Annotated in this window: 22 protein-coding genes; 8 read left to right on the forward strand and 14 right to left on the reverse strand. The window is 74.9% G+C overall.

The window, feature by feature from the left end:
* Positions 1 to 5 precede the first annotated feature (5 nt).
* Genes H7X46_RS16985 through H7X46_RS16995 form a run of 3 tightly spaced genes read right to left on the reverse strand, consistent with a single transcriptional unit; the run spans position 6 to position 3,399 of the window.
* On the reverse strand, positions 6 to 815 hold the full coding sequence (locus H7X46_RS16985; RefSeq protein ID WP_186360339.1) for an alpha/beta fold hydrolase: 810 nt from the start codon (positions 813 to 815) through the stop codon (positions 6 to 8).
* A 5-nt stretch (positions 816 to 820) separates the two neighbouring features.
* Positions 821 to 2,365, reverse strand: a complete 1,545-nt coding sequence (locus H7X46_RS16990; protein WP_186360340.1) for a long-chain-fatty-acid--CoA ligase — start codon at positions 2,363 to 2,365, stop codon at positions 821 to 823.
* A complete protein-coding gene (locus H7X46_RS16995; protein WP_186360341.1) occupies positions 2,362 to 3,399 on the reverse strand; it encodes an LLM class flavin-dependent oxidoreductase in 1,038 nt (345 codons plus the stop codon). Before H7X46_RS16995 ends, H7X46_RS16990 begins: the two co-directional genes overlap by 4 nt.
* Before the next feature lie 135 nt (positions 3,400 to 3,534).
* On the opposite strand from H7X46_RS16995, the gene H7X46_RS17000 reads away from it, so the two are divergent.
* Together H7X46_RS17000 and H7X46_RS17005 are read left to right on the forward strand one after the other, a co-directional pair.
* Positions 3,535 to 4,590, forward strand: a complete 1,056-nt coding sequence (locus tag H7X46_RS17000; RefSeq protein WP_186360342.1) for a phosphotransferase family protein — start codon at positions 3,535 to 3,537, stop codon at positions 4,588 to 4,590.
* Positions 4,591 to 4,610: 20 nt separating this feature from the next.
* Positions 4,611 to 5,486: a LysR family transcriptional regulator gene (locus H7X46_RS17005; protein ID WP_186360343.1), complete on the forward strand. Its 876-nt coding sequence runs from the start codon at positions 4,611 to 4,613 to the stop codon at positions 5,484 to 5,486.
* Here the strand turns inward: H7X46_RS17005 and H7X46_RS17010 are convergent.
* The 5 genes from H7X46_RS17010 to H7X46_RS17030 form a co-directional block, all read right to left on the reverse strand.
* Complete coding sequence (locus tag H7X46_RS17010) at positions 5,430 to 6,392, reverse strand: LysR family transcriptional regulator (protein WP_186360344.1); 963 nt, start codon at positions 6,390 to 6,392, stop codon at positions 5,430 to 5,432. The genes H7X46_RS17005 and H7X46_RS17010 overlap by 57 nt on opposite strands.
* 79 nt (positions 6,393 to 6,471) lie before the next feature.
* A complete protein-coding gene (locus tag H7X46_RS17015; protein WP_186360345.1) occupies positions 6,472 to 7,236 on the reverse strand; it encodes an SDR family NAD(P)-dependent oxidoreductase in 765 nt (254 codons plus the stop codon).
* 50 nt (positions 7,237 to 7,286) lie between these two features.
* The gene (locus H7X46_RS17020) at positions 7,287 to 8,996 is read right to left on the reverse strand and encodes a class I adenylate-forming enzyme family protein (protein ID WP_222131336.1); all 1,710 of its coding nucleotides are present in this window, start codon (positions 8,994 to 8,996) and stop codon (positions 7,287 to 7,289) included.
* A 2-nt stretch (positions 8,997 to 8,998) separates the two neighbouring features.
* On the reverse strand, positions 8,999 to 10,150 hold the full coding sequence (locus tag H7X46_RS17025; RefSeq protein ID WP_186360346.1) for an acyl-CoA dehydrogenase family protein: 1,152 nt from the start codon (positions 10,148 to 10,150) through the stop codon (positions 8,999 to 9,001).
* Positions 10,151 to 10,196: 46 nt separating this feature from the next.
* A complete protein-coding gene (locus tag H7X46_RS17030) occupies positions 10,197 to 11,498 on the reverse strand; it encodes an MFS transporter (protein WP_370589075.1) in 1,302 nt (433 codons plus the stop codon).
* A gap of 224 nt (positions 11,499 to 11,722) precedes the next feature.
* Here H7X46_RS17030 and H7X46_RS17035 point away from each other — a divergent pair, with 224 nt between their 5' ends.
* The 4 genes from H7X46_RS17035 to H7X46_RS17050 are packed head-to-tail and all read left to right on the forward strand — an operon-like array spanning position 11,723 to position 15,022.
* A complete protein-coding gene (locus H7X46_RS17035; protein ID WP_186360348.1) occupies positions 11,723 to 12,553 on the forward strand; it encodes a (Fe-S)-binding protein in 831 nt (276 codons plus the stop codon).
* A complete protein-coding gene (locus tag H7X46_RS17040) occupies positions 12,550 to 14,031 on the forward strand; it encodes a lactate utilization protein B (protein ID WP_186360349.1) in 1,482 nt (493 codons plus the stop codon). The genes H7X46_RS17035 and H7X46_RS17040 overlap by 4 nt, the downstream gene beginning before the upstream one ends.
* Positions 14,028 to 14,678 carry an LUD domain-containing protein gene (locus H7X46_RS17045; RefSeq protein ID WP_186360350.1) on the forward strand — a complete coding sequence of 217 codons (651 nt, stop codon included), beginning with the start codon at positions 14,028 to 14,030 and terminating at the stop codon, positions 14,676 to 14,678. The genes H7X46_RS17040 and H7X46_RS17045 overlap by 4 nt, the downstream gene beginning before the upstream one ends.
* Positions 14,679 to 14,722: 44 nt before the next feature.
* Positions 14,723 to 15,022 (forward strand): DUF6457 domain-containing protein, encoded by a 300-nt coding sequence (locus H7X46_RS17050; RefSeq protein WP_186360351.1) that lies wholly within the window; start codon positions 14,723 to 14,725, stop codon positions 15,020 to 15,022.
* Positions 15,023 to 15,029: 7 nt separating this feature from the next.
* Here H7X46_RS17050 and H7X46_RS17055 read toward each other — a convergent pair whose 3' ends face one another.
* Positions 15,030 to 15,218 (reverse strand): hypothetical protein, encoded by a 189-nt coding sequence (locus tag H7X46_RS17055; RefSeq protein WP_186360352.1) that lies wholly within the window; start codon positions 15,216 to 15,218, stop codon positions 15,030 to 15,032.
* Between the two features lie 71 nt (positions 15,219 to 15,289).
* Between H7X46_RS17055 and H7X46_RS17060 the strand changes: the two genes are divergently transcribed.
* On the forward strand, positions 15,290 to 16,675 hold the full coding sequence (locus H7X46_RS17060; RefSeq protein WP_186360353.1) for a xylulokinase: 1,386 nt from the start codon (positions 15,290 to 15,292) through the stop codon (positions 16,673 to 16,675).
* Positions 16,672 to 17,445, forward strand: a complete 774-nt coding sequence (locus tag H7X46_RS17065; RefSeq protein ID WP_186360354.1) for an IclR family transcriptional regulator — start codon at positions 16,672 to 16,674, stop codon at positions 17,443 to 17,445. The genes H7X46_RS17060 and H7X46_RS17065 overlap by 4 nt, the downstream gene beginning before the upstream one ends.
* A gap of 8 nt (positions 17,446 to 17,453) precedes the next feature.
* Here H7X46_RS17065 and H7X46_RS17070 read toward each other — a convergent pair whose 3' ends face one another.
* From H7X46_RS17070 to H7X46_RS17090, 5 genes are all read right to left on the reverse strand, one after another.
* Positions 17,454 to 18,377 carry a hydroxymethylglutaryl-CoA lyase gene (locus H7X46_RS17070; protein ID WP_186360355.1) on the reverse strand — a complete coding sequence of 308 codons (924 nt, stop codon included), beginning with the start codon at positions 18,375 to 18,377 and terminating at the stop codon, positions 17,454 to 17,456.
* On the reverse strand, positions 18,374 to 19,591 hold the full coding sequence (locus H7X46_RS17075; RefSeq protein ID WP_186360356.1) for a CoA transferase: 1,218 nt from the start codon (positions 19,589 to 19,591) through the stop codon (positions 18,374 to 18,376). Before H7X46_RS17075 ends, H7X46_RS17070 begins: the two co-directional genes overlap by 4 nt.
* Positions 19,592 to 19,607: 16 nt before the next feature.
* Positions 19,608 to 21,023, reverse strand: coding sequence for an SLC13 family permease (locus H7X46_RS30745; protein ID WP_186360357.1), 1,416 nt, complete (start codon positions 21,021 to 21,023; stop codon positions 19,608 to 19,610).
* A 72-nt stretch (positions 21,024 to 21,095) separates the two neighbouring features.
* The gene (locus tag H7X46_RS17085) at positions 21,096 to 21,872 is read right to left on the reverse strand and encodes a hypothetical protein (RefSeq protein ID WP_186360358.1); all 777 of its coding nucleotides are present in this window, start codon (positions 21,870 to 21,872) and stop codon (positions 21,096 to 21,098) included.
* Between the two features lie 52 nt (positions 21,873 to 21,924).
* Positions 21,925 to 22,821: an Lrp/AsnC family transcriptional regulator gene (locus H7X46_RS17090; RefSeq protein ID WP_186360359.1), complete on the reverse strand. Its 897-nt coding sequence runs from the start codon at positions 22,819 to 22,821 to the stop codon at positions 21,925 to 21,927.
* Positions 22,822 to 22,938 lie beyond the last annotated feature (117 nt).

Consider the following 22,938-nt stretch of genomic DNA (forward strand, 5'->3'; position numbering starts at 1 on the left):
CACGGTCAGCGGCCCGTGCGGGACAGGAACGCCAGCAGCTCGGACCGGTAGGTCTCGCCGTCCTCCAGGAACGGCGCATGGCCGACACCGCCGAACTCCACCAGGTGCGCGTCCGGGAACAGGGACTGGGACGCCGCGACCGCGTCGAACGGGACGAAGCCGTCCTCGCGCCCGCACAGCAGCAGGACCGGGCAGCTCAGCGCCGGCAGGATCTCCCGCTGGTCGACGTGCGCGAGGTCGCGCAGGGTCGCGTCGGCCCCCGGCCCGCACTCCAGGAAGGCCTGCCAGATGCTCTGCACGACCGGCTCGCCGACCGGCTTCACGCAGACCGCATCGGCGACGGCGCGGAAGGTCCCCGGCCGGTCGGCGGCCAGCCCGGCGAGGACGCCCTCGACGTCGGCGGGGGTTCCCCCGTACGGCCAGCCCTCCGCGGCGGTGTACCGCGGGGTCGCACCACCGGTCAGCACCAGCCCGCCCAGGTTCGCACCCAGCCGCCGGCCGGCCTCCACGACCACCGCACCGCCCAGCGACCAGCCGTTCAGCACCGGCTCGCGCAGGCCCAGGTGCTCCACCAGCGCGACGACGTCAGCGGCGATCGCGCCGATCGAGGTGTCTGCGAAGTCCTTGTCGGAGCGGCCGCACGCCCGGTGCTCGAGCGTGACGACCGGGTGCCCGGCCGCGCGCAACGCGAGCAGCGTCGTGTCCCAGCAGCGCGCGTTCGCCGCCCAGCCGTGCACGAGCACGACCGGCCTGCCGTCGGCCGCGTGGTGCTCGTAGTAGACCCGCTTGCCGTCCTCCACCTCGAGGAACGCCATGTCGATCACTCCTTCCCGGTCGTGCCGGCGTACTGCGCGCGCAGCCGCCGCTTGTCCGTCTTCCCGACGCTGGTGCGGGGCAGCGCGCCGACCGTCACGACATCCTCGGGCAGCCACCACCGCGGCACCCGCTCGGCCAGCCGGTCCCGCAGCTGCGCACCGGTGACCCGGGCGTCCCCGCGCGGGACGACGACGGCCAGCGGGCGTTCCTGCCACCGCCGGTGCGGCACCGCGACCACCGCCGCGTCGACGACGTCGGGGTCGGCGAGCAACGCCTCCTCCAGCGCCGTCGAACTGATCCACTCGCCGCCGCTCTTGATCAGGTCCTTGACCCGGTCCACGATCCGCAGCCGGCCGTCCCGGTCGATCGTCGCGACGTCGCCGGTGCGCAGCCAGCCGTCGGTGAACCGCTCGGGCGCCTCACCGAGGTAGTACGACGTCGCCACCCACGGTCCCCGCACCAGCAGCTCGCCGGAGGCGACCCCGTCCCACGGCAGCTCGGCCCCGTCGTCGTCGACGATCCGCCACTCCAGCCCGGGCAGCAGCCGGCCCTGGGTGCGGGTCCGGCGGACGCGTTCGTCGAGGTCGGCCGGCGGGTCGGGGTCCCGGGTGAACGTCGCCATCGGCGAGATCTCGGTCATCCCCCAGCCCTGGAACACCGGGACGCCGAGCTCCTCCCAGGCCCGGATCAGCTCCGCGGGCGGGGTCGAGCCGCCGAGCACGAGCGCGCGCAGCGAGCTCACGTCGGTGCCCTCCGCACGTACGTGCGCCAGCAGGTCGGTCGCGACCGTCGGGACCATCCCGAGGTAGGTGACCCGCTCGCGCTCCACGATCCCGGCGATCTCCGCGACCGTCGGGTGCGGCCCGGGCAGGACCTGCTTCGCCCCGGCCATCGTCGCGGCGAACGGCACGCCCCAGGCGTTCGCGTGGAACAGCGGCACCACGTGCAATACGGTGTCCCGGGCCGAGATCGCGTGGCCGTCGGCCAGGCAGGCGGCGAACGTGTGCAGGTACAAGCCGCGATGGGTGTAGCCCACCCCCTTGGGGCGCCCGGTGGTGCCCGAGGTGTAGCAGAGCACGGCGAGGTCGTCCTCGTCCCGGTCCGGCGGCGCCTCCAGCGGCGGGCCCTCGGCGACGAGGGCCTCGAGACCGGTGCCGGAGTCGAGCACGCCGAGGTCCGGCCGCACCCCGTCGAGCAGGTGCACCAGGTCGGCGTCCGCGACGATCAGGCGGTCGTCGGCGTGCCCGGCGATGTAGGCGATCTCCTCCGCGGACAGCCGGAGGTTGAGCGTGTGCAGCACGGCCCCGGCCAGCGGGACGGCCGCGTAGAGCTCGAGGTGGCGGTGGTGGTTCCAGCACAGCGAGCCCACCCGGTCCCCCGGTCGCACGCCGAGGCGCCGCAGTGCCCCGGCGAGCCGCGCGACGCGCTCGCCGTAGCGCGCGTAGTCGTAGCGGAGCACCTCCGCGCCGCGGACGTGGTCCACGATCTCCCGGTGCGGGTGGTGCCGCCGCGCCCGCTCGGCGAACGCGGTGACGAGCAGCCCGGTCATGCCGCCAGCCGCTCCCGGAGTGCGGGGACGACCTTGTCCGCCAGGTAGGCGATCCGCTCCGAGCCGCTGTCCACCGGCTCGCCGGGCAGCATCGCCCAGAAATGCACGTCGCGGATCTGCGGGGTCTCGCGCAGCAGGCCGGCGAGGTGGTCGACGGCCGCCGGCGCGTCCATCAGCCGGTAGGCGCCCGCCTCGACGATCTGGGCCGGGTCGGTGAACCGCGGCACCTGGTCCGGCGGGCCGAACGCGCCCCACGAGATGTACTCGTTGAGCTGGTAGAGGGCGTGGTGCCCGATCCGGGCCCACTCCCGCTCCGGGTCGTCGGCCACGATCGTCCACTGCCCGGCGTAGATCCGGGCGTCCGCCCGGGAGCCGCCGGTCCGTTCCACCGCGTCCAGGTAGGACGCGTGGTGGGTGTTCTGCGTGGAGAGGAACCCGTCCGCGATCCGGGCGGCCCGTTCGATGGCGGGGCCGGCCATCGCCCCGACCAGCAGCTGCGGCGGGGTCTCGGGGGCCGGGGTGACCGGCAGCGGCGGGAGCCGGTAGCGGCGCCCCTCGAAGCCCGCGGCCGACCCCGACCAGGCCCGGCGGATCAGCTCCACGCCCTCCTCCAGCAGGCTGGGTCGCTGGGTGATCTTCCGCCCGAACGCCTCGAACTCCCGGGCCCAGTAGCCCTGGCCGACGCCGAGGTCGAACCGCCCGCCGGACAGCAGCGACAGGGTCGCCGAGTCCTCGGCGAGGCGGACCGGGTCGTGCAGCGGTGAGACGATCAGGTTGGTGCCGATCCGCATCCGGGCGGTGCGCTGCGCGATCGCCGACGCGAGCACGAACGGGGACGGGCTGTAGCCGTCGTCGCAGAAGTGGTGCTCGGTCAGCCACACCGAGTCGATCCCCTTCTGCTCGGCCCAGGCGACCTGGTCGAGCACCTCGCCGTAGAACGCTCCGAACGGGCGCTCCGGGTCCGGGTTGCGGAAGTCGTACCAGAGCCCGACGGCCGGGCCGGTGCGGGCAGGCGTCTCGCGGGTGCCGGTCATGGGCGGCACTCTCGACCGCCGGCCGCCCGGTGTCACGCCCGGCCGGGCCCGGCCGTTGTGGGGTCCTTCAACGGCAGGGCCCGGCCCGGCCACGGAACGGCGACGCGGCGCCGCCACTGCTCGTAGGGTGCCCGGGTGCCCACGACGACCCAGCCGGAGTGGTTGCCCCCCAGCCTCGTCGACCTCGACGCCCTGGTGCGGTGGGGCCGCGACGCCGGGCTGCCCGAGGGGCCGGTGACCGGTGTCGCGCGGATCGGTGGCGGCACCCAGAACGTCGTGCTGCGCCTGACCTGGGCAGGCCGTGACCTCGTCCTGCGCCGCCCGCCGGAGCACCCGCGGCCGGGCAGCGACCGGACGCTGCGCCGCGAGATGCAGGTGCTGTCCGCGCTGGCCGGCACCGGCGTCGCGCACCCGGCGTTCGTGGCCGGATGCACCGATCCCGCTGTCCTGGGCTGCGTGTTCTACCTGATGGAGGCCGTCGACGGCGACAACCCCGGTGACGGTCTCGGACCCCTCTACACCGGCGACCCGGCGGCCCGGCACGCCGCCGCGCTGGACACGGCAGCGGCGCTGGCGCGGCTCGCCGCCGTCGACCACGAGGCGGTGGGGCTCGGCGACCTGGGCCGTCCCGAGGGCTTCCTCGCGCGGCAGGTGCCCCGGTGGCTGGACCACCTGGCCTCCTACGACGAGGTCCCCGGGTACCGCGGGCAGCGGCTCCCGCACGTGGACGTGCTCGCGGCGTGGCTGGAGGAGCACCGCCCGCCGCCGGCCCGGCCCGGCCTGGTGCACGGCGACTACCACCTCAACAACGTGCTGTTCGACCGCACGGCACCGCGGGTGGCGGCCATCGTGGACTGGGAGATGTGCACGGTCGGTGATCCCCTGCTCGACCTCGGCTGGCTGCTGGTGACGTGGCCGGACGACGGGCCCGACCCCGTCGCCGGTGGGCCGCTCGCCCGGCTCGGCGGCCTGCCGTCCCGCGACGAGCTCGTCGCCGCCTACGCCCGGCACGGCGACCGGGACGTCTCGGCCGTCGACTGGTACACGGTGCTGGCCGGGTTCAAGTTCGCGATCGTGGTCGAGGGGACCTACGTGCGGTCCCTGACCGGGCAGGCCGCCCCCGAGACCGGGCTGCGGCTGCACCGTGCCGCGGTCGACCGGCTCGAACACGTCGCCGCGCTCGCCCGCTGACGCCGGTTAGGGTTCACCCGGTGGACCTCAGGCTGGTGGAGTACTTCGTGGCGGTGATCGACCACGGGGGGATCACCCGCGCCGCCCACGCGCTCTACATCTCCCAGCCGTCGCTGTCCGCCGCCATCCGCAGCCTCGAGAACGAGCTGGGAGTGCCGCTGTTCGACCGGGGCAGCCGCCGGCTCCGGCTCACCCCGGCCGGGGCCGCGTTCCAGGAACCGGCGCGCCGGGTGCTGCGCGAGGCGGCACAGGCGCGCGCCAAGGTCGGCGCGGTCCGCGATCTACGGGCGGGACGCCTCCACGTGGCCGCCATGGCTGCGCTGTCCGTCGATCCCCTGCCCGGTCTCGTCCACGAGCTGCGGCTGACGCACCCGGGGGTCCAGGTCCACGTCACCGACCCCGGCAGCCCGGCGGGCGTCGTGGCCGAGGTCCGCCAGGGGCGGGCCGAGCTCGGCCTGACGTCGCTGCCGGCCAGGGCCGACGCGCTGGCGACCGAGCACCTGTGGACCCAGCGGGTCGTGCTCGCCGCGACCCCGGAGCTGGCCCGCGACCTGCCCGACCCGTTCCCGCTCGAGCAGGCCCACACCCTCCCGCTCGTGCTCGAGGTGGGCGACCGGCTGACCGCGGTGATCGCGGATCCGGAGCTCCGCGACGTGGTCGGTGCGGGCGCGATCCGGTGTGCCCACCGGCAGGCCATCTGGGAGCTGGTCATGCAGGGCGCCGGGGCCACCTTCCTTCCCGCGCAGCTCGCCCGGCGGGTCCTGCGCGGCGTGGAGCACCGGGCCACCGATCCCGAGGTGCTCCGCCGGATCGGGCTCGTGTACCGGCCCGGCGGGCTCTCACCCGCGGCGTCGGCGTTCCTCGAGGTCGCCCGCGCCACCGCCGCAGGCCCCTGAGCCGTTCCCGCCGGCGCGGGCGAGCGCGACGAAGGCCGCCGCGGCCGGCGACAGGCCGTCGTGGTCGAAGACCAGCCCGTACGGCCGGCTCAGGGGCGGCGTGAACGCGCGCACCTGCGCCCCCTGGGCCCTGGCCTCGCCGGCCAGCGACCGCTCGATGAAGGTTCCCCCCACCCCGGCGAGCGCGAACGCGAGCCGGGCCTCCCGGTTGTGCAGCACGGCGGCGGGTGGCCTGATCCGGCCGGCCGCCGCCATCGTCCGTTCGATCTCCCCGACGTGCGAGCCGCCGGGGGGCACGACCACCAGCGGGTCGTCCGGGATCTCGTCCCACCGGATCGGGTCGTGGTCCGGGATCGTGTGGTCCGCGGGGAAGGCCATCCAGTACTCCTGCGCGCCGAGCTCGAGCACACCGAGGTCCTGGTCGTCGGCCGGGTGGCCGGGCCGGGTGTCGACCAGCGGGAGGTGGGTGACCACGATCTCGCACCGGCCGCTGCGCAGCAGGGCCGCGATCGACGCCTCGTCGGACAGCTTGCCGATGCTGATCGGGACCTTCGGGTAGCGCCTGCGGTACTCCGCCACCAGGGCGGGCAGCCTGCCGACCGCGAGCGCGGGGATCGCGAAGATGTCGAGCCTGCCCCGCAGCTGCCCCTCCCGGTCCCGGACCGCACCCTCGGCGGCGACGATGCCCCGCAGGATCCGCCGCGCCGGACCGACCAGGGCCTGCCCGGCCGAGGTGGGCACCATGCCGCGGCCGATCCGGTGGAACAGCGGGGTCCCGAGCTCGCGCTCCAGGGCCCGGGTCGCCTGCGAGATGGTCGGCGCGGCGACCCCGAGCGCGGACGCGGCGGCGCTGACGCTGTCGTGGTCGACGACCGCCAGGAAGTACCGCAGGTGGTGCACGTCCACCGCGCCAGGCTACCCAGCGGATGCGGGCCGGCGGGCGCCGTCCGAACGGGTCGGCGCGGGTGTCCGCGCCGGGGTGGGCTCAGCGGGGTGCCATCCGGATGGCACCGTCGAGGCGGATCGTCTCGCCGTTCAGGTAGCCGTTCTCCAGGATCGTGGTGGCCAGCTGCGCGAACTCGTCGACGTGGCCGAGCCGTGCCGGGTGCGGCACGGTCGCCTCCAGCGAGGCCCGCACCTCCTCGGGCAGGCGCGCCAGCAGCGGGGTGTCCATGATGCCGGGCGCGACCGTGCACACGCGGATGTTCCGGCCGGCCAGGTCCCGGGCCGCGTTCAGCGTCATCCCGACGACGCCGGCCTTCGCCGCGGTGTAGTTGATCTGTCCGATCTGGCCGTCGGTCGCGGCGACCGACGCGGTGAGGACGATCGCGCCGCGCTCGCCGTCCACGGCGTCGTGCCGGGCCATCCGGGCGGCCCCGAGGCGCAGGGCGTTGAACGAGCCGATCAGGTTGAGCCGGATCACGAACTCGAAGTCCTCGAGCGAGCCCGGGTTCCCGTCCCGGTCGAGGATGCGCATCCGCCGCCCGGCGCCGGCGCAGTGCACCAGCCCGCGCAGCCCGCCGCGGGCGTCCGCCGCGTCGAGCGCGGCGGCGAACTGGTCGGCGTCGGTCACGTCGGCCGGGGCGAACGACGCCTGCTCCCCGAGCTCGGCGGCGACCTGCTCGCCGCCGGAGCCGGGCAGGTCGACGATCGTGACCCGGCCGCCCTGCTTGACCAGCCGCCGGGCGGTGGCGAGACCGAGGCCGGAGGCGCCTCCGGTGACGGCGGTGGTGAGTCCTTCAAGGCGCATCGCGGCCCTTTCGTGGTGCGGACGTGCGGCGGGGGCGGGTCGGGTGGCGCTCAGCCCGTCGGCTGCGCGTTCGCCTGCTCGCGCAGCTCGGTCTTGAGGATCTTCCCGGCGGCGGTGCTCGGCAGCCGGTCCACGAGGTGCACCGCACGGATCTTCTGGTACGGCAGCACCTGCGCGGCGACGTGGGCGAGCAGCTCGCCGGGGTCGGGCCGCCGTCCGGCGGCGGGCACGACGAACGCGACCGGCTCCTGGCCGACGGAGGGCACGTCCCGGCCGACGACCGCGGCGGCGTCGACGTCGGGATGGGTGACCAGGAGGTCCTCCAGCGCCCGCGGGTACACGTTGTATCCCTTGTAGATCAGCATGTCCTTCGCGCGGTCGCAGATGTACAGGAAGCCGTCCTCGTCGGCGTAGGCGATGTCGCCGGTCGCCAGCCAGCCGTCCACGAACTGCTCGGCCGTGGCCTCCGGCCGGTCGAGGTAGCCGTCGGTGACCTGGGGCCCGCTGACCCACAGCTGGCCGCGCTCGCCGGGCCCGGGCGGCGGGTCACCGGGCGCCAGGGCACGGATCTCGACGCGGGTGTCGAAGACCGGGAGCCCGACGCTGCCGGCCTTGCGCCGGGCACCGCGGGACACCGGTAGCGCCGAGACCAGGCAGGTGCTCTCGGTGAGCCCGTAGCCCTCGACGACGGTCGCCGCCGGGAAGATCCGCTCCAGCGCGTCCATGGTGGACGGGTCGATCGGCGCGGCCCCGGACGACACCACGCGCAGGGAGCTCAGGTCCCGGGTGGCGGCGTCCGGGCAGCCGGTCAGGGCGTGCCACATCGTCGGGCTGCCGGTGACGTAGGTGGCCCGTTCGCGCTCGATCAGCTCCAGCATCCGGGGTGCCGAGAACCGGCCGAGCAGCACCAGCGTGGTCCCGCAGGTGAGCAGGAAGTTGGAGTTGATCAATGCGTGGGCGTGGAACATCGGGGAGACCACGATCGTGACCGCGTCGCCGGGTGTCACCCCGGTGTCCGGTGCGTCCTCGAACGGTGTCAGCGTGCAGCCGCCGTCCGTGCCGCCGGTGATCGCGTGCGCGGCCCGCCAGCCGGTCATCTGGGCGACGTTCGCGATGACGTTGCGGTGCAGCACCCGCACCGCCTTCGGCACCCCGGTGGTGCCGCCGGTGTAGGCGAGGTGCGCGACGTCGTCGGGCCCGATCCCGGTCCGCGGCGCGGTCGCCGGGTGGCCGGCCACGAAGTCGGCCAGCGCGACCGTCCCGCCGTCGGGCCCGGCCGCGGACGCCGGCGCCGCCGCGGTGCCCGGCACCACCACCACGGTGTCGAGCCGGGTGCCCGCGCGCGCCTCCTGGAGCACGCCGACGTGGTCGGCGTGCGAGATCGCCGCCACCGCGCCGGTCTCCTCGATCTGCGCGCGCAGGCCGGGCGCCGGCTGCAGCGGGTTGGTCGGCGAGACCACCGCACCGGCGAGCAGGATGCCGTAGTAGCAGGGCATGAACCACAGCGAGTTCGGCAGGTGCAGCACGACCACGTCCCGGTCGCGGACCCCGGCGGCCCGCAGCCCGTGCGCGACCGCGCAGGCCCGGGCGTGGAGCTCGGCGAACGTCAGGGTCTGCTCGCCGTCCCGCAGGGCCACGCGGTCGCCGTACGTCGCCGCGGTCGACGCGTGGAGCTCGCCGACGGTCACGCGGGGGTAGTCGAGGTGGCGGGGCAGGCCGTCGGGCCAGTACCCGCGCGTCGAGGTCGTCGCGCCGGTCACCCTCACAGCCCCATCGACTTCGCGACGATCGTCTTCATGACCTCGCTGGTGCCGCCGTAGATCCGGCTGACCCGCGCGTCGGCGTAGAGCCGGGCGATCGGGTACTCGGTCATGTAGCCGTAGCCGCCGTGCAGCTGGAGGCACTTGTCGACGACCCGGGCCTGCATCTCGGTCATCCACAGCTTGACGCCGGCCGCGTCCGCCGGGGACAGCTCGTCCCGGTCGTGCGCCTCCAGGGCCTGGTCCAGCAGCGCCTGGCCGGCGCTCACGTCGACGGCGCACTCGGCCAGGACGAACTTGGTGTTCTGGAACTCGGCGACGGTCCGGCCGAACACGGTGCGCTCGCCGGTGTACTCCCGGGCGAGGTCGACCGCGTGGGAGGCGGCGGACCAGGCGCCCACGGCGATGGTCAGCCGTTCCTGGGGCAGGTTGTGGCTGAGGTAGGAGAACGCGTGGCCCTCCTCGCCGAGCAGGTCCTCGGCCGGGACCCGCACGTCGTCGAAGGACAGCTCGCAGGTGTCCTGGGCCTTGAGGCCGATCTTGTCGAGGATCCGGCCCACCTGGTAGCCGGGCGAGCGGGTGTCCACGACCAGGATGCTGAGCCCGGTCCGGCGGTTCTCCGGTGACGGCGGCGAGGTCCGGGCCACGACGAGCACCCGGTCGGCGTTGTAGCCGCCGGTGATGAACGTCTTGCTGCCGTTGAGCACGTAGTGGTCGCCGTCGCGCCGGGCGGTCGTCGCGATGCCGGCCAGGTCCGACCCGGTGCCCGGCTCGGTCATCGCGATCGCGGTGAGGAGCTCCCCGGTGGCGAAGGACGGCAGCCAGCGTTGCCGCTGCTCCTCGGTGCAGTAGCGCAGGAGGTAGGGCAGCACGAGGTCCATGTGAACGCGGAGCGGGCCGAGGTTGATGTTCGCCCGGACCGACTCCTCGGTGACGATCGCGTTGAACTTGTACGACGCGACCCCGCCGCCGCCGTACTCCTCGGGGACCTGGATGCCGATGATCCCCAGCTCACCGGCGCGGGTGTAGAAGTCCCGGGGCGGGTGGCCGGCCTTCTCCCACTCCGGGAACTCCGGGGCGACGTCCTTGGAGAAGAAGCGGCGGACGGTGTCGCGGAAGGCCTCGTGGTCGTCGTCGAAGATGGTGCGCTTCACGGGTGCTCGTGCTCCTGGGTCGGGTGGGCTCGTCGGGGACGGGAGGTCAGGACGCGGTCCCCATGAGGCGGGCCCGGTCGCGTTCCGGGTTGACCGTCAGCAGGGCGACGACGGCGCCGACGATCGCGACGACCCCGAAGACCTGGAACGCGGCGGCGTAGCCCTCGGCCGGGCCGGCGGCCGCGTCCACGATCAGGCCGGTGACGTAGGGCCCGACCAGGCCGCCGACCGACATGACGGCGAGGAACACGCCGAGGGTGCCGGCCAGCTGCCTGGGCGGGACGATCTCGGCGAGCCCCGCGTTGAACAGCGGGAAGATGCTGGCGCCGAACGCGTAGCCGACGGACACGACGGCCACCGCCACCCACGGCGTCCCGATCATCGGCAGCAGGGTCATCGCGGCACCGCACACCAGCAGGCCGACCGCGGGCACGACACCGCGCACGATCCGCGAGGTCGCGCCGCGGCTGATCAGCCGGTCGCTCACCCCGGTGAGCAGGAACATCAGCACGAGGCTGGCGATGCTGGGGAACCCGAACATCGTGCCGGCCTGCACCCGGGTGTAGCCCAGGCCGACCTCGAAGTACGACGGCAGCCAGGTGAGCACGACGGAGACCAGCGCGTACATGCCCAGCACCGCGAGGATGCCGCCGAGGAAGGTCGGGGCGGTGATCACCTTCACCCACGGCACGGTGGGCCCGCCGTCCTCGGCGGCCTGCGGGGACCGGTCCTCGCCGTGCGGGCCGGGCCGCCACGTCGGCAGCCAGACCACCAGCCACACCAGGCCGGACAGCGCGAGCGCCACGAACGCGGCACGCCAGCCGTAGGAGGCCATCAGCAGCGCCAGCGCGGGCGCGATGACGATCTTCGCGATCGAGGCCGCCGCGGTGAGGCAGGCCGACGGGACCCCGCGCTTCTCACGGGGGTGCCAGGAGTAGGCCGCGGTGTGCAGCAGCGCCGACGACGGTCCCTCGAGCAGGCCGAGCAGCATCCGGCTGACCAGCAGGACAGAGAACGTGGCGGACACGACGACCGGCAGCATCGCCACCGACCAGCCGATGGCCAGCAGCGCCAGCGACCACTTGAGCGTCATCCACCGGTCGAGCAGGCCGGCGAAGAACCCGCCGAGGGTGAACGTCAGGAAGAAGGCGCTGCCGACCAGGCCGATCTGGGAGGCGCTGAGCCCGAGCTCCTTGGCGAGCGGCTGGGCGGCGAGGCCCAGCACCGCCTTGTCCCCCCAGTTGACGATGTAGAGCAGGACCAGCAGCGTGGTGAAGCTCCACGCCGTGACCCGCGTCTTCCCGTCCGACGGGTCGACCGCCGGCGGGGCAGAACCGAGCTTGTTCACGGACAACGTTGTCCTCCTCCACGTGGCCACTCCGGGTCCGCCGGTCGGCCCCTGGTGGGTGCGCCGGGCGGTGGCCCGACTCACCATGCTGCTCGGGGCACCGGTCCGGCAAAGACCGGTTGGGTAACCCACCCGTAGGCGATACCTATGACCGGTCCGGACCGGGCGCCCCGGCTACGGTGAGCGGGTCCCGACCCTCCGCCCACCACGTCTCCGGAGGCCCCATGCCCCGCGTCGGCCTGATGATCACCTGTCTCAACGACGCCCTGTTCCCGGACACCGGCCGGGCCGTGGTCACCCTGCTGCGCCGGCTCGGCGTCGACGTCGAGTTCCCCGCCGCGCAGACCTGCTGCGGGCAGCCGATGGTCAACACCGGGTACCTGGACGACGCGGTGCCGCTGGTCCGCAACCATCTCGACGCGTTCGACGGGTGCGACGCGATCGTCACGCCGTCCGGGTCGTGCGCCGGGTCGGTGCGCCACCAGCACCACCTGGTCGCCCGCCGCTCGGGCGACCCGGGTCTGGTCCGCGGCGTCGAGCAGGCGCCGCCGACCTACGAGCTGACCGAGTACCTCGTCGACGTGCTGGGGGTGACCGACGTGGGCGCGTACTTCCCGCACCGGGTCACCTACCACCCGACCTGCCACTCGCTGCGGATGCTCGGGGTCCGTGACCGGCCGGTGCGGCTGCTGCGCGCGGTGCGCGGCCTGACCCTGCTCGAGCTGCCGGGCGCGAGCGAGTGCTGCGGGTTCGGTGGCACGTTCGCGGTGAAGAACGCCGAGACCTCGATCGCGATGGGCAACGACAAGGCCCACCACGTCCGCTCCACCGGCGCGGAGGTGCTCGTCGCCGGCGACAACTCGTGCCTGATGCACATCAGCGGGCTGCTGTCCCGGCAGCGCTCCGGAGTCCGGGTGATGCACCTGGCCGAGGTCCTCGCCGCCACCGAGCCGGTGATCTCCGGCCGCGCCGAGCGGGCCGCGGGCCCGCACAGCGTCGGCAGCGCCACCCCCGATGCCCGGACCGCCGTGACACCCGAGGCGGTGACCCGATGAGCGGCACCTTCCTCGGCACCCCGGCGTTCCCCACCGCGGCCCGGGCCGCGCTGGAGGACTCCCAGCTGCGCCGCAACCTCGCGCACGCCACCGGCACCATCCGCGGCAAGCGGGCCGGCGTCGTCGGCGAGGTCGACGAGTGGGAGCAGCTGCGCCTGGCCGGCGCGGCGATCAAGGACCGGGTGCTGCGTCACCTGCCCGACTACCTGGAGCAGCTGGAGCGCTCGCTGACCGCCGCCGGGGCGACCGTGCACTGGGCCCGCGACGCGGCCGAGGCCAACGCGATCGTGGTCGGCCTCGCGAAGGCGCACGGCACCGACGAGGTCGTCAAGGTCAAGTCGATGGCCACCCAGGAGATCGACCTCAACTCCGCGCTCGAGAACGCCGGCATCCACGCCTGGGAGACCGACCTGGCCGAGCTGATCGTCCAGCTCGGTGACGACCTCCCCAGCCACATCCTGGTCCCGGCCATCCACCGCAACCGCGCCGAGATCCGCGAGATCTTCCTGCGGGAGATGGGCAGCGCAGGCCGCGCCGCACCGGCGGACCTCACCGACGACCCCCGGCGGCTCGCCGCCGCCGCGCGGGAACACCTGCGCGAGAAGTTCCTGCGCGCCCGGGTGGCGGTGTCCGGGGCGAACTTCGCCGTCGCCGAGACCGGCACGCTCACCGTCGTCGAGTCCGAGGGCAACGGCCGCATGTGCCTGACCCTGCCCGAGGTGCTGATCTCCGTGGTCGGCATCGAGAAGGTGCTGCCCACCTTCGCCGACCTCGACGTGATGCTGCAGCTGCTCCCCCGCTCCTCCACCGGGGAGCGGATGAACCCCTACACCTCCACCTGGACCGGCGTCACCCCCGGCGACGGGCCGCAGGAGGTCCACGTGGTGCTGCTCGACAACGGCCGCACCGACGTCCTCGCCGACCGGACCGGGCGCCAGGCCCTGCGCTGCATCCGCTGCTCGGCCTGCCTCAACGTGTGCCCGGTCTACGAGCGCACCGGCGGGCACGCCTACGGGTCGGTGTACCCGGGCCCGATCGGGGCGATCCTCACCCCGCAGCTGCGCGGCGTCGGCACCGACCCGCAGACCGACTCACTGCCCTACGCCTCCAGCCTCTGCGGGGCGTGCTTCGAGGTCTGCCCGGTCCGCATCGACATCCCCGAGGTCCTCGTGCACCTGCGCAGCGAGGTCGTCGACGCCCACCGCGAGCACCGGCGGGTCCCGTCGGTGCAGGACATGGCCATGAAGGCCGCGTCGTGGACGCTGTCTTCGGCGGCCCGCACCGGCGCGGCCGAGCGGGCCGCCGGGCTCGGCGGGCGGCTGGCCGCGAAGCTCGGCCGGCCCGCGCCGGGCGGGCGGACCGTGCTCGGCGCCGTGCCCGGGCCGGCGAGTGCCTGGTCGGACTCGCGGGACGTGCCGGTCCCGGCCGAGGAGTCGTTCCGGGCCTGGTGGGAGCGGACGGGGAGGGACGAGGCGTGAGCGCGCGCGAGGTGATCCTGCAGAAGGCCCGCCGGGCACTGGCCGACGTGCCCGACGTCGAGCCGGTGCTCGACGTCCCCGTGGTCCGGCCGGCACAGCAGGACACGCTCCCCCACGAGCAGGTCGTGGAGCTGTTCGCCGAGCGGGTCGCCGACTACCGGGCCGTCGTCGAGCGGACCACCGCGGCGGCGGCCGCGCAGCGGGTCGCGGGCGCGCTGGCGGGCCGCACCCCGCAGGCCGGGAGCGGCCCGCTGCGGATCCTGGTGCCGCCCGGCTTCCCGGCGGCGCTGGTCCCCGGCGACGTCGAGGTGGTCCCGGACGGCCCGGACGTCGCGGTGTCCGAGCTGGACCGCTGCGACGGCGTCCTGTCGACGGCCGCGGTCGGGATCGCCGAGACCGGCACGATCGTCCTCGACCACGGCGAGGGCCAGGGCCGCCGGGCCGCGACCCTCGTCCCGGACCTGCACGTCTGCGTCGTCCGGGGCGACCAGGTCGTCCCGGACGTGCCGGCGGCGGTCGCGGTGCTCGACCCGCGGTGCCCGCTCACCTGGATCAGCGGGCCGAGCGCGACCAGCGACATCGAGCTGGACCGGGTCGAGGGCGTGCACGGCCCGCGGACGCTGCACGTGCTGATCGTGGAGCGCTGACCGCGCCCGGATTGGACCCCCGATCTCCCGGGAACCCGTGGAGCATGGCTACCCACGAGGAGATCGGGGTCTGGCTGGGCGCGGTCGAGCGCGAGCTGGGCCTGCACGGGACGATCGAGAGCGCGCAGGGACTCGACGCCGTGGCGGAGCTGACCGGGCTCGTGGCCGACCGGGTCGGCCCCGAGGCCGCCGGGCGCACGGCGTTCCTGGTCGGTGCTGCCGCGGGGCGCGCCGAGGAACCACCGGTCGCGGCGCGGGACTTCACCGACAAGGTCGCCGCACTGGCCCGCAGCTGGAACGCCGACACCGAGCGGGCCGCGGCGCCGCACGACCCGGGGCGCTAGCAGGCGCTCAGGCGTCGCCCTCCTTCCACTGCCGGTCCTTGCGGTCCTCGGCCTCGGTCCGCTCGCGGGCGATCTCGAGGGCACGCGCGGCCGTCTCCCGGTCCGGGTACGGGCCGAGGCGGTCGGCGGCCCGGCAGCCGTCCTGCGTCTCCACGGTGTTGTGCTTGAGGCAGTAGAACCATTGCTCGTCGCTCATGGGTCCACCCTGGCATCGAACGCGGCCGCGCGCCGCCCGCCGCGCCGCCGGCCGGATGGCAGGCTGGGGGCATGGCACTGGTGCTCGGGGTGGACTCGTCCACCCAGTCCTGCAAGGTCGTCGTCCGGGACGCGGACACGGGTGCGCTGGTCCGCACCGGCCGGGCGCCGCACCCGGACGGCACCGAGGTCGACCCGCAGGCCTGGTGGGTCGCGCTGCAGGAGGCGCTCGACGAGGCCGGGGGGCTGGACGGCGTCGAGGCCCTGTCGGTGGCGGGCCAGCAGCACGGGATGGTCTGCCTGGACGCCGGCGGGGCCGTCGTCCGGGACGCGCTGCTGTGGAACGACACCCGCTCGGCGGGCGCCGCGCAGGAGCTGGTCGGTGAGCTGGGCGCGGCGGCATGGGCGGAGGAGACCGGCGTCGTCCCGGTCTCCTCGATCACCGTGTCGAAGCTGCGCTGGCTCGCCACGCACGAGCCGGGCCACGCGGACCGCACGGCGGCGGTGTGCCTGCCGCACGACTGGCTGACCTGGCGGCTGCGCGGGGCGTCGGGGTTGGACGAGCTGGTCACCGACCGGTCCGACGCGTCCGGCACCGGCTACTTCGACGGCACAGGCTACCGCACCGACCTGCTGGAACACGCTTTCGGCCGGAGAACCGCGCTGCCCCGGGTGCTCGGGCCGGCCGGGTCGGTGGCGGGCCCGGGCGGGATCGTGGTCGGTGCCGGGGCCGGGGACAACGCGGCCGCCGGGCTGGGGGTCGACGCCGGCGGCGACGTCGTCGTCTCGCTCGGCACCTCCGGCACCGTGTCGGCGCGGGCGCCGCGGCGCGCGCAGGACCCGAGCGGGATCGTCGCCGGGTTCTCCGACGCCACCGGCGCCTACCTGCCGCTGGCCTGCACGCTCAACGCCTCCCGGGTACTGGACGCCACCCGGCGGCTGCTCGGCGTGGACCACGAGGAGCTGGGCCGGCTGGCACTGGCCGCCGAGCCGGGCGCGGGCGGGCTGGTCGTCGTTCCCTACCTGGAGGGTGAGCGGACACCGAACCTGCCGGACGCGACCGGCGCGCTGCACGGGTGGACGCTCGCGTCCGGGACGCGGGAGAACCTGGCCCGGGCGGCCATCGAGGGCATGCTGTACGCCCAGCGGGTCGGCCTGGAGGCGCTGCGCGCGCAGGGGGTGGCGGTCACCGGAGTGACGCTGGTCGGCGGGGCCGCGCGTTCCGGGGCGGTGTGCCGGATCGCCGCCCAGGCGTTCGAGGTGCCGGTCCGGGTGCCCGAACCGGGCGAGTACGTCGCGGACGGCGCGGCCCGGCAGGCGGCGTGGGCACTGCGCGGCGGGGACGCTCCCCCGTCCTGGATCCCGGCCACCGCGCCGGCCCGGTACGAGGCGGAGCCGGCGCCGCACGCGTGGGAGCGCTACCGGGAGGCCGCCGGGAAGTTCCTGGAGCGCGGATGACCACCGAGCACGCCGGCCCGAAGCCGCTGCTGGTCCTCGGCAAGATCACCGACATCCTGGACGCGTTCACCCTGCAGCGTCCGGTCCTCAGCCTCAGCGAGATCCAGCACGCCACCGGCATCCCTGCGTCCACGGTGCAGCGGCTGGTGTCCAACATGGTCGCCGAGGGTCTGCTGGACCGGGTCGGCGACCGGGTCCGGATCGGGGTGCGGATGGCGTACTGGGCCGGTGCCGCGGCCCGCGGTGTGGACCTGCTGGAGCTGGCCGGGCCGGTGCTGCGGGAGCTGCGCGACACCACCGGTGAGACGACGGCGCTGTTCCGGGCCGAGAACGGGTTCCGGGTGTGCGTCGCGGTCGCCGAGACCCGGCACGCGCTCCGCCGGGAGATGCACGTCGGGAAGATCATCCCGTTGCACACCGGGTCGGCGGGCCGGGTGCTGCTCGCCTGGGACCCCACGCTGGCCGAGGAGGTGCTGGCCGGGCCGCTGGAGACCCTCACCGACCACACGGTGACCGACCCGGAACGGCTGCGGGCCCTGATCACGGCCACCCGCCGGGACGGTTTCGCGATCACCGCGGCCGAACGCGACGACGGCGGGTCCGGGCTGTCCGCGCCGGTCTTCGACCATGCCGGGGCGGTGACGGCGGCGCTGACGATCAGCGGGCCGACGATCCGGCTGACCCGGCAGCGGTGCGAGCAGTACGTGGAGCTGCTGGTCGGTGCGGCCGACCGGCTGACCAGGACGCTCGGCGGGCGGCCGCCCGCCTGAGCTCGGGGTCAGGCCCGGGGCCCGGCCGTCCACGGGAACGCCGCGGCCCGCGACCGCACGCCCTGCGCGGCCCGGGACCGGTTCGGCTCCCCCAGCTCGTCGAGCAGGTCCTCGGACACCGTCACCAGGTTCGCGAGCACGCCGGGCGTCACCCAGTCCGGGCGCAGCGCGAACAGCAGGTCCTCACAGGCGGTGTTGCCGCTGGCGCCCGGCGCGAACGGGCAGCCGCCCAGCCCGCCGAGCGCGCCGTCGAGCAGCGTCGCCCCGGCCGCGACGGCGGCGAGCGCGTTCGCGACGCCCTGCCCCCACGTGTCGTGCCCGTGGAACGCGATCCGCCGCCCGCCGGCCACGGCCGCGACCCGGGAGACCAGCGCCCCCACCTCGGACGGGACCGCCTGCCCGAGCGTGTCGCAGACGACGACGTCGCAGGAGCCCGCGGTGCGCGGGTCGGCGACGATCTCGACCACCCGGCCGGGGTCGACCGGGCCGTCGAACGGGCAGGTGAACGCCGTCGCCAGGCACAGCTGGATCCGCCCGCCGGCCTCCCGGGCGGCGGCGACCGCGTCCGGCATGGCGTCCAGCGACACCGCGGTGTCCCGGCCGACGTTGGCGTTGTTGTGGGCGTCGGACACCGAGAAGCAGTACTGGACGTTGCGCGCCCCGGCGGCGACGGCGCGCTGCACGTGCCGCGGCGTCGCCACCCACACCCAGCAGCGGTCGAGCTCCTCCGGGGTGAGCGCGGCGACGACGTCGAGGGTGTCGGCCAGCGGCGGCACCACGTCCGCGCGGGCCAGCGAGCCGATCTCCAGCTCCGGCACGCCCGCGGCCAGCAGGGTCCGCACGAGCGCGACCTTCCGGTCGGTCGGCAGCAGCCTGCCGGTGAGCTGCAGGCCGTCGCGCAACGTCACGTCCCGCAGCACGACCGAGCTCATGCGCCCTCCCCCGCGGCCGCGGCGATCGCCTCCGCGGAGTACCCGAGCAGGCCGCCCAGCACGTCCGCGGTGTCGGCCCCGAGATCGGGCCCGACGTGCCGGACCGGCACCGACACGCCGTCCAGCACGGGGACGACACCGGGGAACCCGACCCGGGCGGGCTCGGCGCCGCCGGTGTCGACGTCGAAGTACTGGACCATGTCCCGGGCCCGGAACTGCGGGTCGGCGACGATGTCGGCCGCCGAGTGGATCGGCCCGGCCGGCACGCCCGCCTCCTCCAGGCGGGCCAGAACCTCGTCCCGCGGCAGCGACCGGGTCCAGGCCTCGATCGCCGCGTCGAGCTCGTCGCGGCGCGCCCAGCGGCCCGCGTTGGAGGCGAGGTCCGGCGCCGCCGCGAGGTCCGGGCGGCCGATGACCTGCATGAACCGGCCGTAGATGGAGTCGCCGTTGCCGGCGATGACGACGCTGCCGCCGTCGCGGCACTCGTAGGCGTTGGACGGGGCGATGCCCTCCATCCGGCCGCCGACCCGGCGCCGCTCGACGCCGTAGGCGAGGTGGTCGGGCACCAGCGACTCCATCATCGAGAACACGGCCTCGTTGAGCGCGATGTCCATCGACCGCCGGTTCAGCGGCGGCCGCTCGGTGCGCGACTCGCGCTGGTAGAGCCCCATCACCGCGGAGAACGCGCCGTACAGCCCGGCGATCGAGTCCCCGATCGACACCCCGGTCCGCGACGGCGGCCGGTCCTCCTCCCCGACCAGCGCGCGCAACCCGCCCATCGCCTCGGCGACGGCGGCGAACCCCGGCCGGGCCGACAGCGGTCCGGTCTGGCCGAACGCCGAGATCCGGACCAGCACGACGTCCGGGTTGGCGGTGTCGAGCTCGGCCGGGCCGAGGCCCCACTTCTCGAGGGTGCCGGGCCGGAAGTTCTCCAGCACGACGTCGGACCGGGCGGCCAGGTCGAGGACCGCGCGGCGGCCGGCGTCGGCGCGCAGGTCGAGGGTGATCGAGCGCTTGTTGCGGTTGAGGGTGCGGTAGAGCATGGAGGTGTCGCCGGCGTAGAGCCGCCAGTTGCGCACCTCGTCCCCGGTGCGCGGGCGCTCCACCTTGATCACCTCGGCGCCGAAGTCGGCGAGCAGCCGCCCGGCGGTCGGCGCGGCGATGTAGTTGCCGAGTTCGAGGACCCGGATGCCGGACAGCGGCAGGTCGGTCACGTGAGGGCCCTTCCGGTCAGAGGACGAGGGACAGCGGCAGGATCAGCAGGATCGCGACGACCGAGGCGACCGAGACCCCTACCGAGCAGGTCTTGAGGGCGCCGCGGACGGACTGTCCGAGCAGCGACTGCAGCAGCCAGAACGTGTTGCTGGTGACGTGGACGGCGAACAGCGCACCCGCCCCGGCGGCCAGCGCGATCAGCACCGGGGCCAGCCCGATCACCGGGGCGACCGGGGCGAGCACGCCGGCCGCGGTGATCGCGGAGATCGTCACCGAGCCGATCGCGACGTGCAGCACCGCGGCGATCAGCCACACCATCAGCAGGGGCGCGGCGGTGTTCGCGGAGAAGTGCCGGCCGAGGATCTCGCCGAGGCCCGCATCGGAGATCGTGGTGGCGAGCGAGCCACCGACGCCGGTGAGGATCAGGATCTGGCCGCTCTCCCGGAAGCCGTCGCCGACCGCGGCCTCGACGGCGTCCCGGCCGTGGGCCAGCCCGACGACGGCGGTGGTCCCGACCAGCCCGATCAGCAGCGCGATCACCGGCTCGCCGAGGAACACCAGCACCGGCTGCTCGATCCCGGCGGCGTCGAGCACCGCACCGGCGGCAATGAGGAGCAGCCCGACCAGCAGCGGGGTGAACAGCGCGAGCAGGGACAGCTCGCGGCGGGTGCCCCGCCGGTCGGTGACGGCCGTGGCGGCGCCCGCCGGGCGGCCGGATGCCCCGCCACCGGCCCCGTCCGCCGGAGCCGGGCCGGTCCCCCCGGCGGGCATCCCGGCCCACGACGGCTCCTGCTCGTCGCGCTCCGGATCCCACCAGCCACGGCGGAACAGGAACGTCATGATCCCCGTCGCGATCAGCACGGTCGGCACGACGACGACCAGCCCGGCCAGCAGCATCTGCCCCATCGGCACGCCGAGCACGCCGGCCAGCGCGACCGCACCGACCCCGGGGACCATGAACACGATCCCGCACTCCAGGCCGATCGCGAGCGCGGTCGCCATCCGGGGCAGGCCCCGGTCCCCGATCCGCGGTGCGATCCGCCGGGCGAGCGGCGCGGAGATGACCAGCAGGACGTCCACGAAGATCGACTGCAGGACGGTCCCGACCGTGACGGTCGTGGCGTAGGGCATGCCCCGCGGGCCGCACACACGCAGCAGCGTGGACACCAGCCGCTCGATCGCGCCGGCCCGGTGCAGCATCGCGCCGGTGAGCACACCGAAGGCGATGAGCAGGCCCACGTCGGCGAGGATCTCGCCGAACCCGCCGGTGACGGCCTTCACGGTGCCCTCGACGCCGAGGCCGGCGGTGAGGCCGAGGTAGACGGCGCCGATGACCAGCGAGATCACCGGGTTGAGCCGGAACCTCACGATCAGCACGACGGTGGCGAGCACGGCCACGGCCGTGTTCACCACGATCACGGTCTCCGACACGATGGGGCTCCTCGAGATTCCGACGGCAGTGTCGTGCTCACATCCTGAACTTTAACTCACCATGCGGGCAAGTCACTGCCCCCGGCAGCGGTCGGCGGCGAAGGTGAGCAGGGGTTCGCGGTCGTCCGGCGTCACCGTCAGGCGGGCGGGTGGCGAGGCCGGTACCGCGGCGACGACGGTGAACGCGGTCGCCCGCTTGCTCTCGGCCAGCGCGTGCGGGTCGCAGCGCGCCGCCACGACCTCGACCGGCAGCACGACGTCCGCGCCGCCGAGCGTGAGCGGGAGCGTCCGCCCGCCGGCCGGCCGGATCCCGAAGATCGTCGTGCCGCCGAGCTCGGTGACCGCCACCGGCCCGGTGCCGGCGCGGCGGTGCAGGCGCACCGTGCCGCGCAGGCGGTCCCCGTCGCGGGTCCAGACCGGGCCGAACGTGACGCCGGCGCGGTCCCGCACGGCCCGCTCGGCGCACTCGGCGCGCTGCAGGGCACCGACCGCGCCGTGCGCGTCGGCCAGGACGAGCACGGACTCCGCACCGCCCGCGGTGACCACCGCCGTGCTCTCCCCCGCCGTCGCCGCGCAGTCCGGCGCCTCGAGCGGGATCCGGATGTCGGCCGTCGTGCCCGCGCCGAGCGCGGTACCCGGCGTCACCGGCGGCGACGGCACGAACCCGGCCGGACGCAGCTGCACCCGCTCGACCGTCACCGGATTCCCGGCCCGCAGCCGGACGGTCAGGACCCGGGCGGCGATGTCCGAGCGGTACTGCATGACCGCCCCGGTGAGCCCGGTTTCCGGCGGCCCGGCCGCGCAGCCGGCCGCCACGAGCAGGGCGACCAGGACCGGGGCGAGCCGCATCGGCCCAGGGTAGGGCCGCCGAGGCGCGGGTCGCGGGCCACGCGGCCCGCGGTCATCGGGGAGGCACGGCGCGCAGCGTCCGCGCGTAGTCCTCCTTGAGCACGGCGAGGTGCAGCCACGACTCGACGTGCGCGACCCCCGGGAGCGAGCGGAGGCGCTCGAGGTGGGCGTAGAGGGCGCCGGCGGACGGCTCGACGAGCGTCGCCACGGCGTCGAAGCGCCCCAGCGTCCAGGCCGCGAAGTCGACACCGCGCGCGGAGCGGAGCGCGTCGACGACCGCGGCGTCGTCGCCGGTCAGGCTGAGCCCGACGCCCATGGACAGCTGGCGGTGGGCGAGCCCGCGGGCCTCGACGGCGCTGATCCGGATGACGCCACCGTCGATCAGGCGCTGCACGCGCGTGGTGACCGCCGACGGCGAGAGCCGCACCGACTCCCCCAGCGCGCGGTAGGTCATGCGCCCGTCCCGCTGCAGGAGCTCGACGAGCGCGAGGTCGGTGTCGTCGAGCGAGAGGTCGCCGCGGTAGTCCGAGACGAAGAACCCCTTCACGACCGTCGAGTAGATGAGCGTGTTGATCTCCCCGACCTCACGCAGGCGCCGGATGTCGGCCAGGAGCTCGTGCAGCTCGGCCATCGAGCCGACGCGGATCTCGGTCACGAGATCGTGCGCGCCGCCGACGGCCGACACCAGCACGGTCTCGTCGAGGCCGCGCAGGTACCCGGCCACGGTGTCGACGACGCCGTCGGTACGGATCGACACGTGCGCGAGGACGTGCTGGCCCAGGAAGGCGGGATCGACGGCGGCGACGACGCGGACGGTCCCGTCGGCGAGCATCGCGTGCAGGCGCGCGGACACGACCGCGCGCGACTGCCCCACCCGGTGGGCGAGCGTCTGCACGCTCGCGCGGCCGTCGACCTGCAGGGCGCGGACGAGCTCGGCGTCGACGTCCACCTCGCACCTCGCGCAGATTCCGGGAACCGCAGCATCGCGCCGACAGAACTCCAGCACGCCCCGCCCCCCGAACGGGTTCAGGACAAACCGTGTCGGCCGCGTCGAGCATATGAGCGG

It is taken from the genome of Pseudonocardia sp. C8, from assembly GCF_014267175.1.
Lineage (GTDB): Bacteria > Actinomycetota > Actinomycetes > Mycobacteriales > Pseudonocardiaceae > Pseudonocardia.